General features: G+C 34.5%; 17 protein-coding genes. 15 read left to right on the top strand and 2 right to left on the bottom strand.

The window, feature by feature from the left end; all coding sequences use genetic code 11:
• The first annotated feature begins 31 nt into the window (after positions 1 to 31).
• From argB to ACHRV3_RS12680, 7 genes are all read left to right on the top strand, one after another.
• On the top strand, positions 32 to 808 hold the full coding sequence (argB, locus tag ACHRV3_RS12710) for an acetylglutamate kinase (protein WP_395434942.1): 777 nt from the start codon (positions 32 to 34) through the stop codon (positions 806 to 808).
• A gap of 84 nt (positions 809 to 892) precedes the next feature.
• Positions 893 to 1963: a M20 family metallo-hydrolase gene (locus tag ACHRV3_RS12705; protein WP_047776378.1), complete on the top strand. Its 1071-nt coding sequence runs from the start codon at positions 893 to 895 to the stop codon at positions 1961 to 1963.
• A gap of 128 nt (positions 1964 to 2091) precedes the next feature.
• Positions 2092 to 3090, top strand: coding sequence for a virulence RhuM family protein (locus tag ACHRV3_RS12700; protein WP_395434941.1), 999 nt, complete (start codon positions 2092 to 2094; stop codon positions 3088 to 3090).
• Between the two features lie 60 nt (positions 3091 to 3150).
• Entirely contained in the window at positions 3151 to 4431 is a 1281-nt protein-coding gene (gene argH / locus ACHRV3_RS12695) for an argininosuccinate lyase (protein ID WP_395434940.1), read from the top strand.
• A gap of 440 nt (positions 4432 to 4871) precedes the next feature.
• Positions 4872 to 5441, top strand: a complete 570-nt coding sequence (locus ACHRV3_RS12690) for a hypothetical protein (protein ID WP_395434939.1) — start codon at positions 4872 to 4874, stop codon at positions 5439 to 5441.
• 131 nt (positions 5442 to 5572) lie between these two features.
• Positions 5573 to 6568: a DUF2157 domain-containing protein gene (locus ACHRV3_RS12685; RefSeq protein ID WP_395434938.1), complete on the top strand. Its 996-nt coding sequence runs from the start codon at positions 5573 to 5575 to the stop codon at positions 6566 to 6568.
• Positions 6565 to 7734 carry a hypothetical protein gene (locus ACHRV3_RS12680; protein ID WP_395434937.1) on the top strand — a complete coding sequence of 390 codons (1170 nt, stop codon included), beginning with the start codon at positions 6565 to 6567 and terminating at the stop codon, positions 7732 to 7734. The genes ACHRV3_RS12685 and ACHRV3_RS12680 overlap by 4 nt, the downstream gene beginning before the upstream one ends.
• Positions 7735 to 8014: 280 nt before the next feature.
• On the opposite strand, the gene ytxJ is transcribed toward ACHRV3_RS12680, so the two are convergent.
• Complete coding sequence (gene ytxJ / locus ACHRV3_RS12675) at positions 8015 to 8404, bottom strand: bacillithiol system redox-active protein YtxJ (protein ID WP_047776578.1); 390 nt, start codon at positions 8402 to 8404, stop codon at positions 8015 to 8017.
• A gap of 155 nt (positions 8405 to 8559) precedes the next feature.
• Between ytxJ and clpB the strand changes: the two genes are divergently transcribed.
• The 4 genes from clpB to ACHRV3_RS12655 all read left to right on the top strand — a co-directional run bounded on the left by clpB (position 8560) and on the right by ACHRV3_RS12655 (position 14657).
• Positions 8560 to 11163: an ATP-dependent chaperone ClpB gene (gene clpB, locus ACHRV3_RS12670; protein WP_395434936.1), complete on the top strand. Its 2604-nt coding sequence runs from the start codon at positions 8560 to 8562 to the stop codon at positions 11161 to 11163.
• Between the two features lie 412 nt (positions 11164 to 11575).
• Positions 11576 to 12451, top strand: a complete 876-nt coding sequence (locus ACHRV3_RS12665; protein WP_047776389.1) for a DUF808 domain-containing protein — start codon at positions 11576 to 11578, stop codon at positions 12449 to 12451.
• Positions 12452 to 12644: 193 nt separating this feature from the next.
• Entirely contained in the window at positions 12645 to 13070 is a 426-nt protein-coding gene (locus ACHRV3_RS12660) for a hypothetical protein (RefSeq protein ID WP_395426124.1), read from the top strand.
• Positions 13071 to 13769: 699 nt separating this feature from the next.
• Positions 13770 to 14657, top strand: coding sequence for a carbon-nitrogen hydrolase (locus ACHRV3_RS12655; RefSeq protein WP_230001732.1), 888 nt, complete (start codon positions 13770 to 13772; stop codon positions 14655 to 14657).
• Positions 14658 to 14729: 72 nt separating this feature from the next.
• Here the strand turns inward: ACHRV3_RS12655 and ACHRV3_RS12650 are convergent, their stop codons facing one another.
• Entirely contained in the window at positions 14730 to 16253 is a 1524-nt protein-coding gene (locus ACHRV3_RS12650; RefSeq protein ID WP_395434935.1) for a choice-of-anchor I family protein, read from the bottom strand.
• Between the two features lie 186 nt (positions 16254 to 16439).
• Here ACHRV3_RS12650 and ACHRV3_RS12645 point away from each other — a divergent pair, with 186 nt between their 5' ends.
• From ACHRV3_RS12645 to ACHRV3_RS12630, 4 genes are all read left to right on the top strand, one after another.
• On the top strand, positions 16440 to 17480 hold the full coding sequence (locus ACHRV3_RS12645) for an agmatine/peptidylarginine deiminase (RefSeq protein ID WP_395434934.1): 1041 nt from the start codon (positions 16440 to 16442) through the stop codon (positions 17478 to 17480).
• 285 nt (positions 17481 to 17765) lie between these two features.
• Entirely contained in the window at positions 17766 to 18461 is a 696-nt protein-coding gene (locus tag ACHRV3_RS12640) for a hypothetical protein (RefSeq protein WP_395434933.1), read from the top strand.
• A gap of 31 nt (positions 18462 to 18492) precedes the next feature.
• Entirely contained in the window at positions 18493 to 19320 is an 828-nt protein-coding gene (locus ACHRV3_RS12635) for a GyrI-like domain-containing protein (RefSeq protein WP_395434932.1), read from the top strand.
• Between the two features lie 56 nt (positions 19321 to 19376).
• Positions 19377 to 20534 (top strand): agmatine/peptidylarginine deiminase, encoded by a 1158-nt coding sequence (locus ACHRV3_RS12630; protein ID WP_230001737.1) that lies wholly within the window; start codon positions 19377 to 19379, stop codon positions 20532 to 20534.
• Positions 20535 to 20645: the final 111 nt, after the last annotated feature.

The following is a 20645-nucleotide window of genomic DNA, read 5'->3' as shown; positions in this document are numbered from 1 at the left end:
ACTCAGAACCTTAGCTCCTTAGAAACTAAAAATGAAAAAAGTTACCGTAATAAAAATAGGTGGAAACATAATTGATAACCCAACCGAGTTAGAACAATTTTTGACTGATTTTTCTAAAATTGAAGGATACAAGGTAGTTGTTCACGGAGGTGGAAAATCAGCTACAAAAATGGCACAAAGTATCGGTTTAGTCCCTCAAATGATTGAAGGGCGTCGCATCACTGATGCTCCGATGCTCGATGTTGCAGTGATGATTTATGCCGGACAGATTAATAAATATATTGTAGCACAATTACAGGCAAAAGACAACAATGCAATCGGTTTTTCAGGCGCTGACGGAAATTTAATTCAGTCCGAAAAACGAAATCATCCAACAATTGATTATGGTTTTGTGGGCGATGTGAAACAGGTAAATACAACATTGTTGGCTACACTATTGCAAAGTGGAATCGTACCGGTTTTTTGTGCTATTACGCACGATAAAAAGGGTCAATTACTAAATACAAATGCCGATACAATTGCAAGTGAATTAGCTATTGCCTTAGCTGAAGTTTTCGATGTAACACTTACGTATTGTTTCGAAAAACAAGGAGTATTGTCAGATTCTGAAGATGATACGTCTGTAATTACAGAAATAAATGAAGCTTTATATGCAAAGCTAAAAGCAGAAGAAGTAATCCATTCGGGAATGATTCCTAAATTGGATAATTGTTTTAATAGTTTATCAAGAGGTGTTCAAAAAATTAAAATTGGACATCACAGTATGTTGCAGAGCCCGGATGTTCTGCACACCATGATTATATTGTAAAGAAAAAGTTGCGAAGTTTCTTAGAAACTAAGATTTTTGCATCTTATAACTTCAGAACCATAGTACCTCAGTACCTAAACAAAAATGAAAAATATAGAAACGCTGACCCAAGAAGCCATTGTTTTATTGAAAAACCTGATTGAAACCCCTTCCTTTTCAAGTGAAGAAGATCAAACCGCTCTTTTAATTGAAAATTGGTTCAATCAAAATGAAATCCCTTTTAAGAGAGAAAACAACAATGTGTGGGCTTTCAATAAAAATTTTGATAAAAATAAACCGACACTTTTATTAAACTCTCATCACGATACCGTAAAACCAAATCAAGCGTATACCAACGATCCGTTTAAAGCGATTGAAAAAGACGGTAAATTATTCGGATTAGGAAGCAATGATGCCGGAGGTTGTCTGGTTTCTTTACTGGCGACTTTTGTGCATTTTTATGCTGTCGAAAATTTATCACACAATATTGTAATTGTCGCTTCTGCAGAAGAAGAGAGTAGCGGTAAAAATGGCTTAAACAGTGTTTTAAAACATTTGCCGGAATTGGACTGTGCGATTGTTGGTGAACCTACTTTAATGCAGTTGGCCGTTGCTGAAAAAGGCTTATTGGTTCTGGATGTTAAAGTAAAAGGTACCGCAAGTCACGCTGCACATCAGAATGATGATAATGCGATCTATAAATCAATTCCGGTAATGGAGTGGTTTAAAAACTATAAATTCGACAAGATATCTGAGGTTTTAGGTCCTGTAAAGATGACTGTAACTCAGATTAGTGCCGGAAAACAGCATAATGTGGTGCCATCAGAATGTGATTTGGTGGTAGATATTCGTGTAACCGACTGTTATTCGAATACCGAAATCCTTGATGTTGTTAAAGCAAATGTAAACGCTGAAGTTACACCAAGATCCATGCATTTAAACGCTTCGTCTATTCCGGTAACACATGGTTTAGTTCAGGCAGGAATTGCTTTAGGAAGAACGACCTACGGTTCGCCAACCCTTTCAGACCAGTCGGTTTTAAGTTGTCAATCTTTAAAATTAGGTCCTGGCGAAACCCTGCGGTCACATTCAGCCGATGAATTTATTTTTATCAATGAAATTGTAGAAGGAGTCGATTTGTATATTAAAATACTAAGTGATTTTTTTAGATTGTAAAAATACTAAGTAAGACAAGAGACTATCCTGAACAAAATCGGAAGATAATTTTGATCTAGTTTAGAAAAATAACGTGGAGACATTGAGTGTTTTATCATCAAGGAACTTTTAGTAAATAAAGAATAATTATGCAAAAGCCTATTTTATTATATCAAACAGCAGACACCAATATAAATGTTGAAGTGACTTATATTGATGAAAGTTTTTGGTTGACGCAAAAAGCTATTGCTGAATTGTTTGATGTGGAAAAAGCCGCCATTAGTAAGCATTTAAAAAATCTTTTTGAATCAAATGAAATTGATAAAAATTCAACTGTTTCCATTTTGGAAACAGTTCAAAAGGAAGGTAATCGAAATGTAAAAAGAAACTTGGAATTCTACAATCTAGACGCTATAATTGCTGTCGGTTACCGTGTCAATTCAAAACAAGCAACTCAGTTCCGAATTTGGGCAACCAAAACTTTAAAAGAGTTTATTATAAAAGGTTTTGTATTGAATGATGAAATGTTGAAAAACGGTTCATCATTTGGTAAAGACTATTTTGAAGAGTTACTTGGGAAAATAAGAGAAATAAGATCTTCCGAAAGAAGATTTTATCAAAAGATAACAGACATTTATGCGCTTTCTGCTGATTATGAAAAAGGTGCATCAGAAACCAGAGCTTTTTTCGCATCCGTACAGAATAAATTGCATTGGGCAATCTCAGGAAAAACAGCTGCTGAGATTATTTATACAGAAGCAGATGCAGCAAAATTGCATATGGGGTTGTCTACGTGGAAAGATGCCCCCGATGGGAAAATTCAAAAAGCAGATGTTGTAATTGCTAAAAATTATTTAAGTGAAAATCACATTCAGGAATTGAACAGAATAGTGTCGGCTTATTTAGATTTAGCAGAAAATAACGCTAAAAGGCAATTAGTAATGAAAATGGAAGATTGGAGTACTTTTTTAAATAATTTTCTTCAGCTTTCTAATTATCCGATTTTGTTAGACAATGGTAAAATCTCGTTATTGGAAGCAAAAATAAAAGCAGAATCTGAGTTTGATAAATTTAGAATAATTCAGGATCGGGATTATATTTCTGATTTTGACAGAGAAGTTTTAAAAATCAAGAAGTCAAATAAGTAAGCAAACATAAGCCTAACAGGTTTTTAAAACCGGTTAGGTTTTCTTAAAAATATATAGTCTATGAAACTTTGGGAAAAAGGAATACCGACCGACAAACAAATTGAGCAATTTACGGTTGGAAATGATAGAGAATTAGATTTGGTTCTTGCCAAATATGATGCGTTAGGTTCTATCGCGCATGCCAAAATGCTTGGACAAATCGGATTGTTAACTTCAGAAGAAACAACTTCTTTGATGGATGCCTTAAATGAAATTATAGCTGATATCGCAAAAGGGAACTTCGTGATTGAAGATAGTTTTGAAGACGTTCACTCTAAAATTGAATACCTGCTAACCGTAAAATTAGGCGATGCAGGAAAAAAAATTCACACCGCACGTTCTCGTAACGATCAGGTTTTGGTTGATGTGCATTTGTATTTAAAGGACGAAGTAAAAGCCTTAAAAGAGCAGGTAAAAACACTTTTCGACTTGTTGATGGAATCTGCAGAAAAACATCAAAATGTATTACTGCCCGGTTATACACACTTGCAAATTGCAATGCCTTCTTCTTTTGGAATGTGGTTTTCCGCCTACGCGGAAAGCTTGATCGACGATATAACGATGTTGAATGCTGCCGGAAAAATTGTTGATCAAAACCCATTAGGCTCTGCGGCAGGTTACGGAAGTTCATTTCCAATTAACCGAACCTTTACAACACAGGAATTGGGTTTTGAAACGTTAAAATTCAATGCCGTTGCAGCACAAATGAGCCGTGGAAAAGCAGAGAAAACAGTAGCTTTTGCAATGAGCAGTGTAGCGGCAACATTATCGAAGTTTGCGATGGATGTTTGTTTGTACATGAGTCAGAATTTTGACTTTATTGGTCTGCCGTCCCATCTTACAACAGGCTCGAGTATTATGCCGCACAAGAAAAATCCAGATGTATTTGAATTAATAAGAGGGAAATGCAATAAAATTCAAGCGTTGCCTTATGAAATTACTTTGATCACAAACAATCTTCCGAGCGGTTATCATAGAGATTTGCAATTACTAAAAGAAGGTTTGTTTCCTGCACTTCAAAACTTAAAAGCCTGTCTGGATATCGCGATTTTCTCTATAAAAGATATTACCGTAAAAGACCATATTTTAGAAGATAAAAAATACGATTATTTGTTTACGGTTGATACTTTAAACGAAATGGTTGTAGCCGGAATGCCTTTCAGAGATGCTTACAAAGCTGTTGCAGAACAATTGGAGGCCGGAACCTACAAATTTCCAAAAGAAACCAAACATACACACGAAGGAAGTATCAATAATTTGTGCTTAGACGCGATAAAAGCGAAAATGAAAGCCGCTTATTAAGGTCCCGGTTTGATACTGTTCAGAAAATAGGAAAGGCTATTGATTTATTTCGATAGCCTTTTTTTTATTGGTTTTTGTCCAGATTAATAAAATAATGGAAGATGAATTAATTAAATACTGATGTAGAAGAACAGGTTTTACAGGATAAATATAGATTTAGATTTTGCGATTTTGAATTGAATCACGTTGTGTAAACATCTTACGAAAATGAGATATAGTGTTAGAATTTAAAATTGCTATTATTACAAATAAATCTATCATTTCTATAGAGGAAATGTTAATAATTTATTTTTTATGTTTTATAAATGTAAAATACTCGTTTTCTATTAGTTGAGTTGATGGTTGAAAAAGTCAAAAAGATTTTGTTAAAATAACTTTATAATTGGGGTGCTTTACCTGTATATTCGTGCAAAATTTTAAAAATTATTACAATGTTAAACATGACCAAAAAGATTGCTTTTGTACTATTATTTATTTCCGGAGCTGTTTTCACCGGATGCTCAAGTGACGAGAAAGAAAACGAAAATTTAGTTGTTGATACTGCTACATTAAAAACGTTTAAGGATGTAACTTTTTCTTTAGATGCTGAAGAAGGTTTTGATGCAGGACGTTTCTTTTCAACTGAAACAGGGAAATCATACAAAAAAGCACAGATTGATGCGGCTACGTTACCGAAAATTGATATTGCTTTTTACGGAGGAAGTTTTTCTTTAAATTTCTTTACAACTCCTAACGATGCAGAATATGGTATTGCTAAAGGAACTACTACTGATTTTATTAATGATGTAAAAGATCAATTCACAATTGATAAATTTAATAAATTAGAAAAAGGAGAAGACTTAAATGGTTTAACTATTACTAATGATGGTAATTCATTTCCAGATAGTAAATTGCCTCTTGTTGTTTTATTTAAAAATGCAGCAGGTAAAAAAGGAGTTATCTATGTGAAATCAGTTCACAGAGTTGGTTCTAACCCTAGAATTGTTGCGGATATTAAAATCCAAAAATAATTTAGTGTAAAAACTAAATTGAAGAAAAGCGCTATGGTTTCATAGCGCTTTTTTTGTAAAACCTTTTCTCTGCGACAGAAAGTTCGTCATAAATACATACATTTGGTAATCAGTTATTTTAAATTATACGTATGACGCAATTAGAAGAACAAGCAACTCAGCAACTTTTCGAGAAAAACTTTATTACGGAAGAACAACACAACCAGATAAAAGAGTACCGTAGTTTGGGTATTTTTTCGTTGCATGCTGAATTAAAAGTATTTTTATATATATCAGTTTTGCTTTTTACATCCGGAATCGGAATCCTGATTTATAAAAATATTGATACTATTGGCCATATTGCGATTTTGACACTATTGTTGATTGCCATTGGTGTTTGTTTCTATTTTTGTTTTAAAAATTCAAAAGGATTCCAAAAATCCGAAACAAGTTTTGAAAACCCTGTTTTGGAATATTTGGTGCTCGCAGCCAATATACTGACGTGTATTTTTATTGGTTATTTGCAATTTCAATATAAACCTTTCGGTACCTATTATGGTTTGGCGACCCTGGTTCCCACAATTGTGAGTTTCTTTTGTGCTTATTATTTTGATAATAGAAGTGTTCTGACTATTGCCATTACAGGTTTGGCAGCTTATGTAGGGTTTTCTGTAACGCCGCAGGATTTGCTTACAAGCGATTTTTATTCCCACCAAGGATTAAGTTATTCTGCCATAGTATTAGGAGGTTTATTGATTTTATGGACGATTTATAGCTCCAGAATTCAATTAAAAACACATTTTAATTTGATCTATCTAACTTTTGCTTTGCATATGATTAGTATCGCTTTAATCAGTAATCTATTGGATGTTTTTGATTGGATTTGGTTCGTATTTGCCTTTGTACTTGGCGCATCTTGTTTTTATTTTTATAAAGTAAGTCATGAGGTTAAAGCGATTTCATTGTTTGTTTTTACGATTATCTATGCTTATATCGGAATCAATATAGTACTGTTCCGTTTTTTAGAACATATTGATTTTTCGGAGATTTGGGAAATATTTGTTTTAGCTATCCCTGCCTATTTCATTGGATCAATAGTTTTGTTCATTAAATTAATTAAAAACTTCAATAAAGAAATTGCGCTATGATTGTACTGGACAAAAATAAATTAGACAATTCGGCTTTAACGGAAGAGGCAGAGGCATTAAAAAATGCAGGTTTTATTGGTAAAGAACAGCTCAATTTTATAGAAAAAGAACTTCCTGTACTCAATAGTCACAAAAATATTCTGGTGCGCATTGGTTTCTTTTTATTGGGATCCTTTTTATATGCGTCGTTATGCGGAGCAGTTTCGCTTTTTGGACTTTCAGGTATAGACAGCTATTGGAAAGTTCTTCCGTTTGTTTTTGCTGCAATAGGTTTTGTAGGATCGGAACTTTTAGCCAAACAAGGCTATCATAATCACGGACTCGATGATGCCTTTATTTTAGGAACTCTTTTAAATACAGGTTTCGCAATTGGGGTTTTAAGTGAAGGTGAAAATGTACTATCGATTATGATTGCTGTTACAGTAGTTTCATTTATACTGTATTTACGTTATTTACATCTATTGTCGGCATTGGTTTTTTACTTCGCATTAACAGTAACATTGGGATATGCAATATTTGAATTTCTGGAATTCGGACAGGCTATTTTACCCTTTTTTATGCTATTGTATGGTGTAGGAACATATTATTTTTGCAGAAAATTGCTTAAAGATTTAAGCGAACCCTTTTATTACTCAGGACTTGTTTTAATAAAGAGTATCAGTTTGATTCTTTTTTATCTTTCCGGAAATTATATGGTGGTAAGGGAGCTATCTGGAATGCTCTCAGGAATTTATTATGATGTAAGCCCCGAAATACCGTTAGCATTTTTCTTTTGGATTTTTACATTCGCTGTTCCTGTTCTTTATTTGTTTTTCGCTTTAAAGAATAAAGACAGAATTATGCTTTGGATCAGTTTTATCGCCATTGCTTTTTCTTTTTACAGCTTTCGATTTTATCACTCGGTTTTGCCAGTAGAGGTGGCGCTGACACTTGGCGGATTGCTTTTATTCGCAATAGCATTTTTCTCCATAAAGAAACTAAAAACTAAAGAAACAGGATTGACTTTTAAACCCGACAGGATTTCCAATTCAAACGATTTTTTAAATGCAGAAGCCTTGATTATTGCTTCAACATTCGGAATGAAACCGGAAGTAAAACCAGCTGATTCTCCAATGGAGTTTGGAGGAGGTGGCTTTAGTGGCGGGGGATCTGAAGGGAGTTTTTGATTTGGGTGCAATGTTTTTTGTGAAACATGAAACATGAAACATGAAACGTGAAACATGAAACATGAAACATGAAATGTTTTCCAATAGATGATATAAAAAACAAAACCCTGAATTAGAGAAATTCAGGGTTTTGTTTTTGTCATTTCGAAGAATGAGAAATCACACTAGAAATTCACGCACAGTTTGCGGAATATTGGGTGTGATTTCTCATTCTTCGAAATGACAATCCATAAGGTCTTTTTCGTGTTTTACGTTTCACAAAAAGCATTTCACAAGAAAATTACACTTTCGTTTTCAAAGCCTCAGCATCAATATCGCTGTGAGAAACATTGTAAACCGCTTTTCCGTTTTTAATCAATAGCAATTGAGGAGATTCATGGTGTACATTAAATTTGTTGGCAATTTCATTAGATACATCACGATGTTCGATTAAATCCAGGAAAAAGGCATCAACCGTTTCGTTTAAATCGTATTCTTTTTCAAATTGTTTTAAAGCCATTCTACTAATACTGCATCTCGTACTGTGCTTAAAAATTACGATAGGCTTAACATTTGAAATGTTAGCAATATCATCCAACTGTGTTAAATTTGTAAGAGGAATCCAGTTTATATTGCTTTTTTGTGAATCCGAATGGTCAGAATTTCCGAAGATAGAATTTAAAAAACCCATGTTTTGACTGTTTTTATGACTTTTTGACATTTAATTCAAGTAAAACCTTGATTTTTAATGACTTTTTGTCGGTGTTTTTATTGTGGAATATAATTTGAATATTGAATTGCAAAGTTACTTATTACAAATATAAATCAATCATAAATCATACAAATATGAACATAAATAAGTTTACGACTAAATCTCAGGAAGCCATTCAGTTGTCGCAGCAGCTGGCTCAAAGATATGGTCAACAACAAATAGAAAACGAACACATCTTTAAGGCTATTTTTGAAGTAGATGAAAATGTGGCGCCTTTTATATTGAAAAAACTCAATGTAAATGTGCCTTTGTTTTTACAAATTTTAGATTCAAAATTACAAAGTTTTCCAAAAGTTTCGGGAGGCGATATTATGCTTTCGCGAGACGCAAACAAAGCATTGAATGAAGCAGAAATTATTGCACAAAAAATGGACGATGAATATGTTTCAATCGAGCATTTAATTTTGGCAATTTTTGATTCAAAAAGCAAAGTAGCACAGATTTTAAAAGATCAAGGTGTTACCGGAAAAGCTTTGAAAGCTACAATAGCGGAGCTTAGAAAAGGAGAACGAGTAACTTCGGCCTCTGCTGAAGAGACCTATAATTCATTAAATAAATACGCTAAAAACCTGAATGAGTTAGCGCGTACCGGAAAATTGGATCCTGTTATCGGTCGTGACGAAGAAATCCGACGTGTGTTACAGATTTTAACCCGCAGAACTAAAAATAACCCTATGTTGGTGGGAGAGCCGGGCGTTGGTAAAACAGCTATTGCCGAAGGCTTGGCGCATCGAATTGTGGATGGTGATGTGCCTGAAAATCTAAAAGATAAAGTTGTTTTCTCTTTAGATATGGGAGCATTGATTGCCGGAGCCAAGTACAAAGGAGAATTTGAGGAAAGACTAAAATCGGTAGTAAAAGAAGTGACAGCCGCAGAAGGTGATATCGTTTTATTTATCGATGAAATTCACACACTTGTAGGTGCAGGTGGAGGTGAAGGGGCTATGGATGCGGCTAATATCTTAAAACCGGCTTTGGCCCGTGGAGAGTTAAGAGCGATCGGAGCCACAACTTTAGATGAATATCAGAAATATTTTGAAAAAGACAAAGCATTGGAACGTCGCTTCCAAAAGATTTTAATTGACGAGCCGGATACAGAAAGTGCTATTTCGATTTTGCGTGGAATTAAAGAAAAATACGAAACGCATCATAAAGTTCAGATTAAAGATGAAGCTATTATTGCAGCGGTAGAACTATCACAACGTTATATCACAAATCGATTTTTACCGGACAAAGCCATTGATTTAATGGATGAGGCTGCGTCGAAGTTACGTATGGAAATCAATTCAAAGCCAGAAGAATTAGATGTTTTGGATCGCAAAATCATGCAACTGGAAATTGAAATCGAAGCCATTAAGCGTGAAAAAGAAGAAAGTAAGCTAAAAATTTTAGGAATGGATCTGGCCAACCTAAAAGAAGAGCGAAATGAAATCTATACCAAATGGAAGTCTGAAAAAGATGTCGTTGACGGTGTTCAGGCTGTGAAATTAGAAATAGAAGATTTTAAACATGAAGCGGAACGTGCAGAACGTGAAGGGGATTATGGAAAAGTAGCTGAAATTCGTTACGGAAAAATCAAAGAAGCCCAGGAACGTCTGGATGTTTTATTGAAACAATTACAAGAATACCAATCCGGTAATTCCTTAATAAAAGAAGAGGTTACCCGTGAAGATATTGCTGAAGTTGTAGCAAAATGGACAGGTATTCCGGTGATGAAAATGCTTCAGACAGAAAGAGAAAAACTGTTGCATTTGGAGGATGAATTGCACAAACGCGTTGTAGGTCAGGAAGAAGCGATTGAAGCGGTAAGTGATGCTGTTCGCAGAAGCCGTGCCAGATTGCAGGATATGAAAAAACCGGTTGGTACATTTTTGTTCTTAGGGACAACGGGTGTTGGTAAGACGGAGTTGGCAAAAGCTTTGGCAGAATACCTTTTTGATGATGAAAATGCCATGACCCGTATTGATATGAGTGAATATCAGGAACGTCATAGCGTGAGTCGATTGGTTGGTGCGCCTCCAGGTTATGTTGGTTACGATGAAGGGGGACAATTAACAGAAGCTGTTCGTAGAAAACCTTATTCTGTAATTTTACTGGATGAGATCGAAAAAGCCCATCCGGATACGTTTAATATTTTATTACAGGTTTTAGATGAAGGCCGTTTGACGGATAATAAAGGTCGTCTGGCTGATTTTAAAAATACAATTATCATCATGACCTCCAATATGGGAAGTCAGATTATTCAGGAGAAATTTGATAATTTGAAAGGGGGCATTGAAGCTGCAACTGAAGCTGCAAAAGTGGAAGTTTTGGCTTTATTGAAACAAACCGTTCGTCCTGAATTTATAAATCGTATTGATGAAATCGTGTTGTTTACGCCTTTAACTATCGAAAATATTTCGAGAATTGTAAGCTTGCAACTTAAGAGTGTTACCAAAATGCTGGCGTTACAAGGTATCACTATGGATGCTACGCCGGAAGCGATTGCTTATCTGTCAGACAAAGGGTATGATACACAATTTGGAGCAAGACCGGTAAAACGAGTTATTCAGAGAGAAGTGTTAAATCAATTGTCGAAAGAAATTCTGGCAAACAATATAACAACCGATAGTATCATTTTGATTGATGCTTTCGATGGAAAATTAGTTTTTAGAAACCAAACACATAAAGTCGATTAATTCTTTTAGTTAATTATTAATTGGGAAGACACCAGTCGCAAGACTGGTGTTTTTTTTGTTTAAATAAATTGGAGAAACCGTAAATAATGAAACTTTATTGTAGGGTAGTATAACAGAATGTATTGTTTAATTTCTGAAATTTACTAAGAACATAAAACAATAAGATCATGAACAATATATTCAGAGGGTTAATTGCGGGTTATGGAGCTAAAAAATTAGGATGCGGGTGTTTTAGCACGGTATTTATTTTCATCATTCTATGGTTGCTTTTGGGACAGTGCAGTTAATTTTTTAGCAAAAGATTCGATAAAAAAGTAGTAGATTCGCAGAGGTAAAAAAATAAATAACGTAGCTTATATGAGGTTTTGTAAACCAATGAATTACGTAATTCTTAAAATAAATAAATTAATAAATGGCATCAGGTTTTTTCGTACTATTAGATGATATCGCAGCAATCATGGATGATGTTGCAGTAATGAGCAAGGTTGCAGCAAAAAAAACAGCAGGTATTTTAGGGGATGATTTAGCAGTTAATGCTGAAAAAGCTTCAGGGTTTGCCTCTTCAAGAGAACTTCCTGTTTTATGGGCAATCAGTAAAGGATCACTACTTAATAAAATTATTATTCTGCCAATTGCATTCTTGTTGAGTGCTTTTTTTCCTATTGCCATTATTGTGATTTTAGTACTGGGAGGACTTTTCCTGGCGTACGAAGGTGCTGAGAAAATATACGAGTTCTTTTTTCCTCACCAACACGCTTCGGAAGGAATCACAGAAGAAACCTTTACAGAAGAGGAAATTTTAGCACTTGAAAAAGACAAAATAAAGTCCGCTATTGTAACCGATTTTATTCTTTCGGTAGAGATTGTAATCATTGCATTGGGAACTGTAATTGGTCAGCCGATTTCATCTCAGATTGCAGTAGTTTCAATAATTGCATTGATTGCTACTATCGGTGTTTATGGTATCGTTGCTATAATTGTCAGAATGGATGAAGTAGGTTTTAAAATGATCCAACACAGTAAAAAAGAAAAAAGTATATTAAAAACGATCGGTAATTTATTGGTTCAGGCACTTCCAAAAGTGATTAAGGCTTTAACTGTGATCGGAACAATTGCTTTGATTCTGGTAGCTGGAGGTTTGTTTGTTCACAATATTGAGTTTTTCCATCATTTACTACCTCAATTTCCTTCGATTTTGAAAGAGTTTATCGTAGGACTTGTCGTTGGATTTATAGTTTTAGCGATTGTGAATCTTCTGAAAAAACTTTTTGGAAAGAAAGCGCATTAATTGAAACATTGTATTTTTTCAAATAAATAGAACATCAGTTGCAAAGCTGGTGTTTTTTTTATGTTTTTATTTTGAGGTTAATCCCTTTGTTTATAGGTGTTTGGTGTTTTGTTTTAATATTTTAACATTTAATCTAAGCAACCTTATTATTTATTCGCCCTCTTCATATTAAAATAACAAATAAATATTTTATATGAAAAATTTTAGATTTAAATCAGGTTTAGTAGCTTTGTTCTTGTTAATTGGATTGTCTTCATGTAGTAGTGATGATGATAAGAAAGAAGCAACACCAGATCCGGTAGTTGTTGTAACTAAAAATGCTTTTGCAACTAAATTGGAAGGTCCGGCAACTGGAAAAGTGAATGCAGAACTTAGCTATGACGTAACATTTATGCCAGAGACTGCTTGTGGAGAATTTAATAAATTTACAGAAGCTACAATTGGTACCGACAAAGGGTTACAGGTTGAAGTAAAATATGCATCTCCTGTGTGTGTACAAATAGTTCCGGATGCTAAGAAGGCAGTGTATAAATTTAAATCTGCTGCAAAAGGAACTTTTAAAATTAAATTCAAAAAATCAGAAACTGAATTTATTGTACATGAAGTGGTAATTGATTAATGCGCTTTTGGTAATTAGTAAAAATAGCTTGCCCTTAAATTTCATTCATTTAAACATCAATCTTAGGATTGGTGTTTTTTTTTGTTTTAGAAGTAATGAAGTACGAAAAAGAGAATCAAATCCAAAAGTTGTAGAATAGTAGAAAATTAGATGTAAAAATTTAGTCTGTTAAAAAAAATATACGCCACGTTTGTCCTTTCGACGAAGGAGAAATCTCCGCAAGAAACTCCGTAAAAATGAGCTCAGCAAACAAAGATTTCTATTTCGTCGAAATTTTAATTTTACAGATCAATTTCAATCAGATGAAATTCAGCCTGAATTTAGGAGGATTATAGTTCGTGACTATAAGATTCTCTATAAAGAAGAGGAGGGGATTGTTTATATTGTCAAAATTTTTTCAACAAAACAAAATCCAAGTAAACAATTGTAAAAGGAGTTTCTATGGGCGTACTGTGTGGACACAAGTATAAAAATAACACGAATTTTACAAATTTGCTCAAATTTTAATAAGATAACCTAGGTTTGTGAAATTAATTTCGCAAACAAATTCGTGGCAATTCGTGAAATTCGTGTTCAAGTTTATTATATAGTTGTGTCCAAACGGTAGTCCTATGAGCTCTTTTTTTATAGTAGTTACTAATTGAGATCTGTTTGCCATTCCTTCAAAAATTACTATTTTTGCACTCTAAATTTTATGTCATGCCGAAAAGAAAATATAAAATAGCCGTTATTCAGTTAAACCTGAACGATGTTGCCGAGAATAATCTTAAAAAATGCATCAGCTGGGTAAAAGACGCAGCTACTAAAGGTGCTGAAGTTATATTACTGCCTGAATTATATAGCAGTCATTATTTTTGCCAAAGCGAAGATGTTGATAATTTTGCATTAGCAGAACCGCTTTATAGTACTTCATTTATTGCTTTTAGCGCATTAGCGAAAGAGTTGGGAGTTGTTATTATTGTTCCTTTCTTCGAAAAAAGAATGGCTGGAATCTATCATAACAGTGCTTATATTATTGATACTGATGGGACAGAAGCTGGTTTGTATCGTAAAATGCACATTCCGGATGATCCTCATTTTTATGAGAAATTCTATTTTACTCCGGGAGATTTAGGTTTTCAGGCTATTCAAACTAAAAAAGGAAAAGTTGGAACACTAATTTGTTGGGATCAATGGTATCCGGAAGCAGCTCGTATTACAGCTTTGAAAGGGGCAGAAGTATTGTTTTACCCAACAGCAATCGGTTGGCATCCAAAAGAAAAAGAGCAATACGGAGAGAATCAATATGGGGCGTGGATGAACGTAATGAAAGGTCATGCTGTTGCAAACGGCGTTTTCGTTGCTGCCGCAAACAGAATTGGTTTAGAACAATATATCGATGGTACTGACGGAATCCAATTTTGGGGAGCTTCTTTTATAGCGGGACCTCAGGGAGAAATTTTGGCACAGGCATCACACGATCAGGAAGAAATTCTAATTGCCGAAGTTGATTTGGATTTACAGGAAAATGTACGTCAGAACTGGCCATTTTTCAGAGACAGAAGAATTGATGCTTTTGGAGATATTACAAAAAGAGCAATTGATTAATTCAATCTTTTAGATAAAAAGAAGCCGTTTCAAATACTTGAAACGGCTTTCTTTTTTATTGAATTATTGTGTTTACTTCAAACTTGGCTGGAAAATTTTAATAGTTCCATCACCTTCGCTGCTTACTACAACTAAACTTCTTTTTGTTGGACTTTTTGACGCCGGAATAAAAAGAATTCCTTCAGGAGCATCACCCGTTTTTACAGTCTGCAAATATTGTGGTGAAGCAGGATTGGTTACATCATAAGTCATAAAAGCATCTGATCTTTCCAAACCTACAAACAGTATGTTTTGAGTACCTATTTTGGCCACTACTACAGCTTCCGGTTCTGAACCTTTATCATCGCTACGTTTGTCATCATAAGTACCTACTTCGTTGGTTTTTTTGTCCACATCATTTTTACTGTCGTAAACAATTTTTCCGGTATTTCCGTTCCAGATCGAGAAAGAACGCGCACCAAAACTAATCATTTCGTCCAGATCACCATCGCCGTCCGTATCGCCCATGTCAGCTACCAGATTTAATCTTCCCAGATTGGTTTCCAGTTTTAAAGTAGCAGCATCAGGAAAAACGGTTGCGTCCAGTTTCATGTCTTTCATTCTTTTGATATCGCTATACGCTGTATATTCTCTGGCATCACCTTCATTAGCAGTAACAAAATAAGGTACATTGTTTGAAGAGAAATGGCTAATAGCATCCGGCATAAACATTCCCTTTACTTTCCAAGGGTTAAAAGCAATTTTATCATCTTTATCACTTACGTCAATTGCATTTTCGGCTGTATTGTAATTTTTCAAACCTAAAGGATAAATAGCAGTAATGGTTTTAGAGACTAAATCCACTTTTGCAACACCGTTGTTTTCTTGAAGCGTTACCCAAGCCGTTTTAGAATCATCAGAAATGGTTACATATTCAGGTTCGATATCTTGTGCAAAAGATTTAGCGAAGGTTGAAATTCTGAAACCGTCTTTTTTCAAGGCTGCGGCCTGACTGCTAAACGAACTGAAATCTAAAGTAGTAACCGCATAATTGTTTGTTACTTCGATAATCGAAATCGTTCCGTTTGGATCTTGAGAATAATCTGTATTGGGTTCCCCTTCATTAGCAGTCATTATATATTTTCCATCTGGAGAAAACGTAATCATATCCGGTAAAGCACCAACGGTAATTTGTTTAATCAGGCTGTAGTCGGCTGTATTAAAGATAACCACTTTTCCATTTCCTTGTTTGTTGATTGTAGATTCTAAAGCAACAGCTAATTTTCCGTCAAAAACAGCAACACTGTTGGAGGCACCTTGATAAGGAGTTAAGTCAATTTTGCCAATTTTGGTTGGTTTTGTAGGGTCTGATATGTCAATTACATCGATTTGATTCGTTCCGCTATTGTTAACTGTAAAAAGTCTTTTTGTTTTTTCATCATAAGCCGAAATTTCTGCTGCACCTTCACCACCTATAGTAATGCTTCCGATTTCTTTGAAGGTTCCGGGATCTTCGTTTACAACAGCTTCGGGTTTTTCATTGTTTGAGTTTTCGTCATTATTACAGCTTGCCATTAGAAACAAAGCGGTTAATAAAGAGATACTTAGTTTTTTCATTGTGTTTGTTTTTAGTTTTTTCAAATGTAAATAGCAGAAGCTGGCTTTGTATTAAGGCTGTATTATTTAATCTTTAACTTAATTTTAGGAATTGTTTTGGACTGATTTTGATTTGATTTTCACTCAGTTGTTTTATAATCCTTATGAATCATTATCTTTGTACTCTTTCAAATTTAGAAATGCTTTATGTCAACAAATAATAGAAGATTCCCAGCAGAATGGGAAAAACAACAGGGAATTGTATTGTGTTTTCCGCATAATGGCAATGACTGGCCAGGGAAATACGAAGCCATTCAATGGGCTTTTGTAGAATTTATAAAAAAAGTAGCCACTTTTGAAACTGTTTTTTTGGTTGTAGCCGATGAAAAGTTAAAAGAGAAAGTAGCCGGAATGTTAGAAGACGCAAGAGTAAATATGGGTAATATTTCTTTTATCATTCATAAAACCAACAGAAGCTGGATGCGCGATTCAGGGCCGATTATTGTAAAAAATGGTTCAAAAAGAGAAGCGCTGAATTTTAATTTTAATGGTTGGGCAAAATATAAAAACCATCAGTTAGATAAACATGTTCCTTCTAAAATAGCTGATTTTATTGAGGTGCCGGTAACGCAGGTCGTTTATAAAGGTAAACCGGTAATTGTAGAGGGTGGTGCTATTGATGTAAATGGAAGAGGAACTTTATTGACTTCTGAGGAATGTCTGATGCACCAGTCAATTCAGGTTAGAAATCCCGGATTTACAAAAGAAGATTACGAAGCTGTTTTTAAAGAATACCTGGGTGTTACCAACGTAATCTGGCTAGGAGACGGAATAGAAGGGGATGATACGCACGGACACATTGATGATTTATGTCGATTTGTAAATGAAGATACAATTGTTACTATTGTTGAAACCGACAAAACCGATTCTAATTACAAGGCTTTGCAGGATAATTTAAAACGTTTGCAAAATGCGAAGTTAGAAAACGGAAAATCTCCAGTAATTGTAGCTTTGCCAATGCCAAAACGTGTTGATTTTGGGGATTTAAGATTACCGGCGAGTTATGCTAATTTCTTGATTTTGAATAATTGTGTCCTGGTTCCAACTTTTAATGACAGTAACGATCGTGTGGCTTTGAATATTCTATCGGAGTGTTTCCCTGATCGTGAAGTGATCGGAATTAGCTGTATCGATTTTATTTGGGGATTTGGAACGTTGCACTGTCTAAGTCAGCAGATTCCGGCTTAAATAAGTCTTTTAAAATAGAGTGCCGTAAGTTGGCATTTGATAAAAAGTATCCGTACACAGCTGTACGGATATTTTTTTTGCTTTTATTTATTCAAATGGATAAGTAATTACCAGGTATGATGTAGTTTGATTTGTAAAACATTGAGGTTTAGTGTTGTATTGATTTGTAAAAAATGTTTTTGGTAGTAGATTTGTTTTAACTTTGAAGTTAAATTCTAAAGACAATTATTGCATTGCTATTGTTTTTAGAACAAAAAAAAGTCCCTAATCTAAATATACTTAAAGATGAAAAAAATAGTATTTTTCTTTTTTGCTCTTATTTCTTGTGGCGTTTTTTCGCAGCAACACGATCATGGTGCGCAAGACGAGCCTTCAACACACGGCATGGCTATCTTTGGAAGAAATAAAATTTATGCGTACCATTTACCAATGTTTCGATCTCCGCATGATTATCAGATTGTTCTGGAATTGGTTTTTGATGAAAGAACTAGACAGCAATTTATAAGGGATCAACAGCAATATCCTGAACATGCTACTTACACAATTGAACCGGAAAAGTTTATTCTACCGGACATGATTGCAAATCCCCGTCCGTTTAAAGCAAGTATTTACAGAGGGCATTTTGAACGCGGAGGCATTAAAATTGCCGAATCGGTTGCGGTAAGAATTCAGGAGGTTATTTATTTTAAGAAGTTGAGTCCAAATACGATTAAGCCAAAAACTACAGATTTTATTTTGTTTGGTAATAATAGGGAGCAGTTTGCCGTTCATAGTATTGCGAAAGCTCCGGATTTCGATCAAATTCTGCAAATAAAAACAGGAGAACGGTTAGATACGTATAAAATTTTCACCTTTGATGAAACGGTTAATGCACCCATTGGTGTTAGCGGAAACACGATTGAAGTTAATTTTGATGGTAGAAAACTTAAAGTTGATTTGTTAAGGCAGCTTTATTTGGAGTTTGAGGATTTAAAAAACTGATAATGTTTATTTACAGCTCACATTAAAATCGATGAAAATAGAGAATATACAAAAGGTACTTACTTTTTTAGAAGACAATTATCATCGGCAAATCGAACCGGAAGAATTAGAAGCAGTTTCGAATTATTCTTATAGAAACATACAGCGTATTTTTAGTGCGATACTATTGGAAACAATAGGTAATTTTTGTACCCGGTTAAAGCTGGAAAACGCTTATAAACAGTTGATTTATACCAATAATGCCATTGTAGCTATTGCGTATGATGTTGGGTATAGCAACAATCAGTCTTTTGCGAAAGCATTTAAAAATAAATTTGAAATTACGCCTTTGCAAGCCCGCCAAAACAGGAAACCTCTTTTTGAGGAATATATAAAAGGGAAAGAAAATGACCTTTCGTTTATTGATTTTAAATACGAGTACAAAGAGAAAATACAAGTTTATTCTAAAACACTTATCAGTAATAATTACAATAATGTAGCGATAAATGAGCTGTGGGATGCGATTATTGAAGAGAATAAAACGATCCCACCTTACAATTGTTTTGGCGTGATTGTGGACCAGCCTATAATTTCAGATAAAGAGAAATCAAGGTATGAGGCCTGTATCGGCGCCTGTGTTAATCCGAAATTATATCTTTCGAAGGCTATTTTTGGAGGCTGGTATGCGAAGTATATTCATCTTGGTGATTTTGATAAAATTGAAGAAACCTACCGAAAAATATATTACCGATGGCTTTATGAGAGTGACTATGAATTAGGAACTTCTCCTATTATAGAACAATACATTGATGATGAAAAATCGCCAGATCAACTAACAACAGTAATATACGTTCCCGTAATACGAAAGTTGTCAAAATAAGACAATCTTGATACTCAGACATATTCTAGTTTTGCCTATCTAAAAAAATATACATCATGATTAAATTTCAATTCTTAATTTTATTTACTTCGATGGCTGCTCCAATTTTTAATTCTTGTGCCGGCGACGAAGGTACTGCAGAGGTAATCGGTAAACCTGATCCTACACAAATAGTGTATAAAATGCCGGAAGAATCAGAACCACATGAAGGGACGTGGTTACAATGGCCACATCAATACCAACACGGTGTTACCTACAGAAACGAACTGGACGAAACTTGGGTAGCAATGACAAAAGCGCTGCAATCTACCGAAAAAGTGCATATCATTGCTTACAATACCGCTGAACAAACGAGAATTACTAATTTATTAAAAGCAGCAAATGTTTCTTTAACTAATGTTGATTTTAAAATTCATCGCACAGACGATGTTTGGGTTAGAGATAACGGACCAATTTACGTACGTGACGCTCAGGGAAAACTAGTGATCGAAGACTGGGGATTTAATGGTTGGGGAGGCAAATACGATTCAGCGAATTGTGATGCAATACCAAGCGCGATCGGAGCTGACACCGGAGTAACCGTATTGAACTTAAATAATGTAATGGTAAACGAAGGTGGTTCGGTAGAATTAGACGGTCATGGAGTATTAATGGCAACTAAAAGTTCTATAATCAGTCAAAAAGCTAGAAATTCGGTTAGAAATAAAGGAATGAGCCAAGCTCAGGCGGAATCAAATTTCACAAAATACCTTGGAGCTACAAAATTCATTTGGCTTGAAGGAGGTTTTAGCGAAGAGGATGTTACAGATATGCATATCGATGGTATCATGAAATTTGCAGCTGGTAACAAAATGATCACAATGAGTAATTCTGACTTATCAGGTTGGGGACTTATAGATTCGGATATTGCGATTTTAAATGCAGCTTCAAACACCAAAAACGAAGTTTATACGAAAGTAATCTTGCCACTTACGCAGAAAAATGTAGTAACAAAAACTGGGAAAGCCCTTGGTTACAAAGGGAATTACATTAATTTCTATATTGCAAATGGTAAAGTTTTGGTTCCAAATTACAACGATCCAAATGATAGTGTTGCAAATAAAATTATTGCAGGTCTTTATCCGGGAAGAGAAGTTGTCGGTATAGATGTTAGAAACTTATATGCAAATGGCGGAATGGTACATTGTGTTACCCAACAGCAACCTAAACAATAGCATTATTAAATTTTAAAATGTAAAAAACTTGTTAGTGAAGACTAGCAAGTTTTTTTATGTCTTCAAATTAATATAATTCACTTTGCAGTGTGGTTGATTTCTCGCAAAGTA

This window comes from Flavobacterium sp. FlaQc-49 (genome assembly GCF_044005985.1).
GTDB lineage: Bacteria > Bacteroidota > Bacteroidia > Flavobacteriales > Flavobacteriaceae > Flavobacterium > Flavobacterium cupriresistens.
The sequence above is the reverse complement of the archived record's forward strand: the minus strand, read 5'-3'. Positions and strand labels throughout refer to the sequence as shown.

Bases quoted from the DNA above. Each gene is read 5' to 3' on its own strand.
- argB (WP_395434942.1), top strand. From the start codon at position 32: ATGAAAAAAGTTACCGTAATAAAAATAGGTGGAAACATAATTGATAAC.
- ACHRV3_RS12705 (WP_047776378.1), top strand. From the start codon at position 893: ATGAAAAATATAGAAACGCTGACCCAAGAAGCCATTGTTTTATTGAAA.
- ACHRV3_RS12700 (WP_395434941.1), top strand. From the start codon at position 2,092: ATGCAAAAGCCTATTTTATTATATCAAACAGCAGACACCAATATAAAT.
- argH (WP_395434940.1), top strand. From the start codon at position 3,151: ATGAAACTTTGGGAAAAAGGAATACCGACCGACAAACAAATTGAGCAA.
- ACHRV3_RS12690 (WP_395434939.1), top strand. From the start codon at position 4,872: ATGACCAAAAAGATTGCTTTTGTACTATTATTTATTTCCGGAGCTGTT.
- ACHRV3_RS12685 (WP_395434938.1), top strand. From the start codon at position 5,573: ATGACGCAATTAGAAGAACAAGCAACTCAGCAACTTTTCGAGAAAAAC.
- ACHRV3_RS12680 (WP_395434937.1), top strand. From the start codon at position 6,565: ATGATTGTACTGGACAAAAATAAATTAGACAATTCGGCTTTAACGGAA.
- ytxJ (WP_047776578.1), bottom strand. From the start codon at position 8,404: ATGGGTTTTTTAAATTCTATCTTCGGAAATTCTGACCATTCGGATTCA.
- clpB (WP_395434936.1), top strand. From the start codon at position 8,560: ATGAACATAAATAAGTTTACGACTAAATCTCAGGAAGCCATTCAGTTG.
- ACHRV3_RS12665 (WP_047776389.1), top strand. From the start codon at position 11,576: ATGGCATCAGGTTTTTTCGTACTATTAGATGATATCGCAGCAATCATG.
- ACHRV3_RS12660 (WP_395426124.1), top strand. From the start codon at position 12,645: ATGAAAAATTTTAGATTTAAATCAGGTTTAGTAGCTTTGTTCTTGTTA.
- ACHRV3_RS12655 (WP_230001732.1), top strand. From the start codon at position 13,770: ATGCCGAAAAGAAAATATAAAATAGCCGTTATTCAGTTAAACCTGAAC.
- ACHRV3_RS12650 (WP_395434935.1), bottom strand. From the start codon at position 16,253: ATGAAAAAACTAAGTATCTCTTTATTAACCGCTTTGTTTCTAATGGCA.
- ACHRV3_RS12645 (WP_395434934.1), top strand. From the start codon at position 16,440: ATGTCAACAAATAATAGAAGATTCCCAGCAGAATGGGAAAAACAACAG.
- ACHRV3_RS12640 (WP_395434933.1), top strand. From the start codon at position 17,766: ATGAAAAAAATAGTATTTTTCTTTTTTGCTCTTATTTCTTGTGGCGTT.
- ACHRV3_RS12635 (WP_395434932.1), top strand. From the start codon at position 18,493: ATGAAAATAGAGAATATACAAAAGGTACTTACTTTTTTAGAAGACAAT.
- ACHRV3_RS12630 (WP_230001737.1), top strand. From the start codon at position 19,377: ATGATTAAATTTCAATTCTTAATTTTATTTACTTCGATGGCTGCTCCA.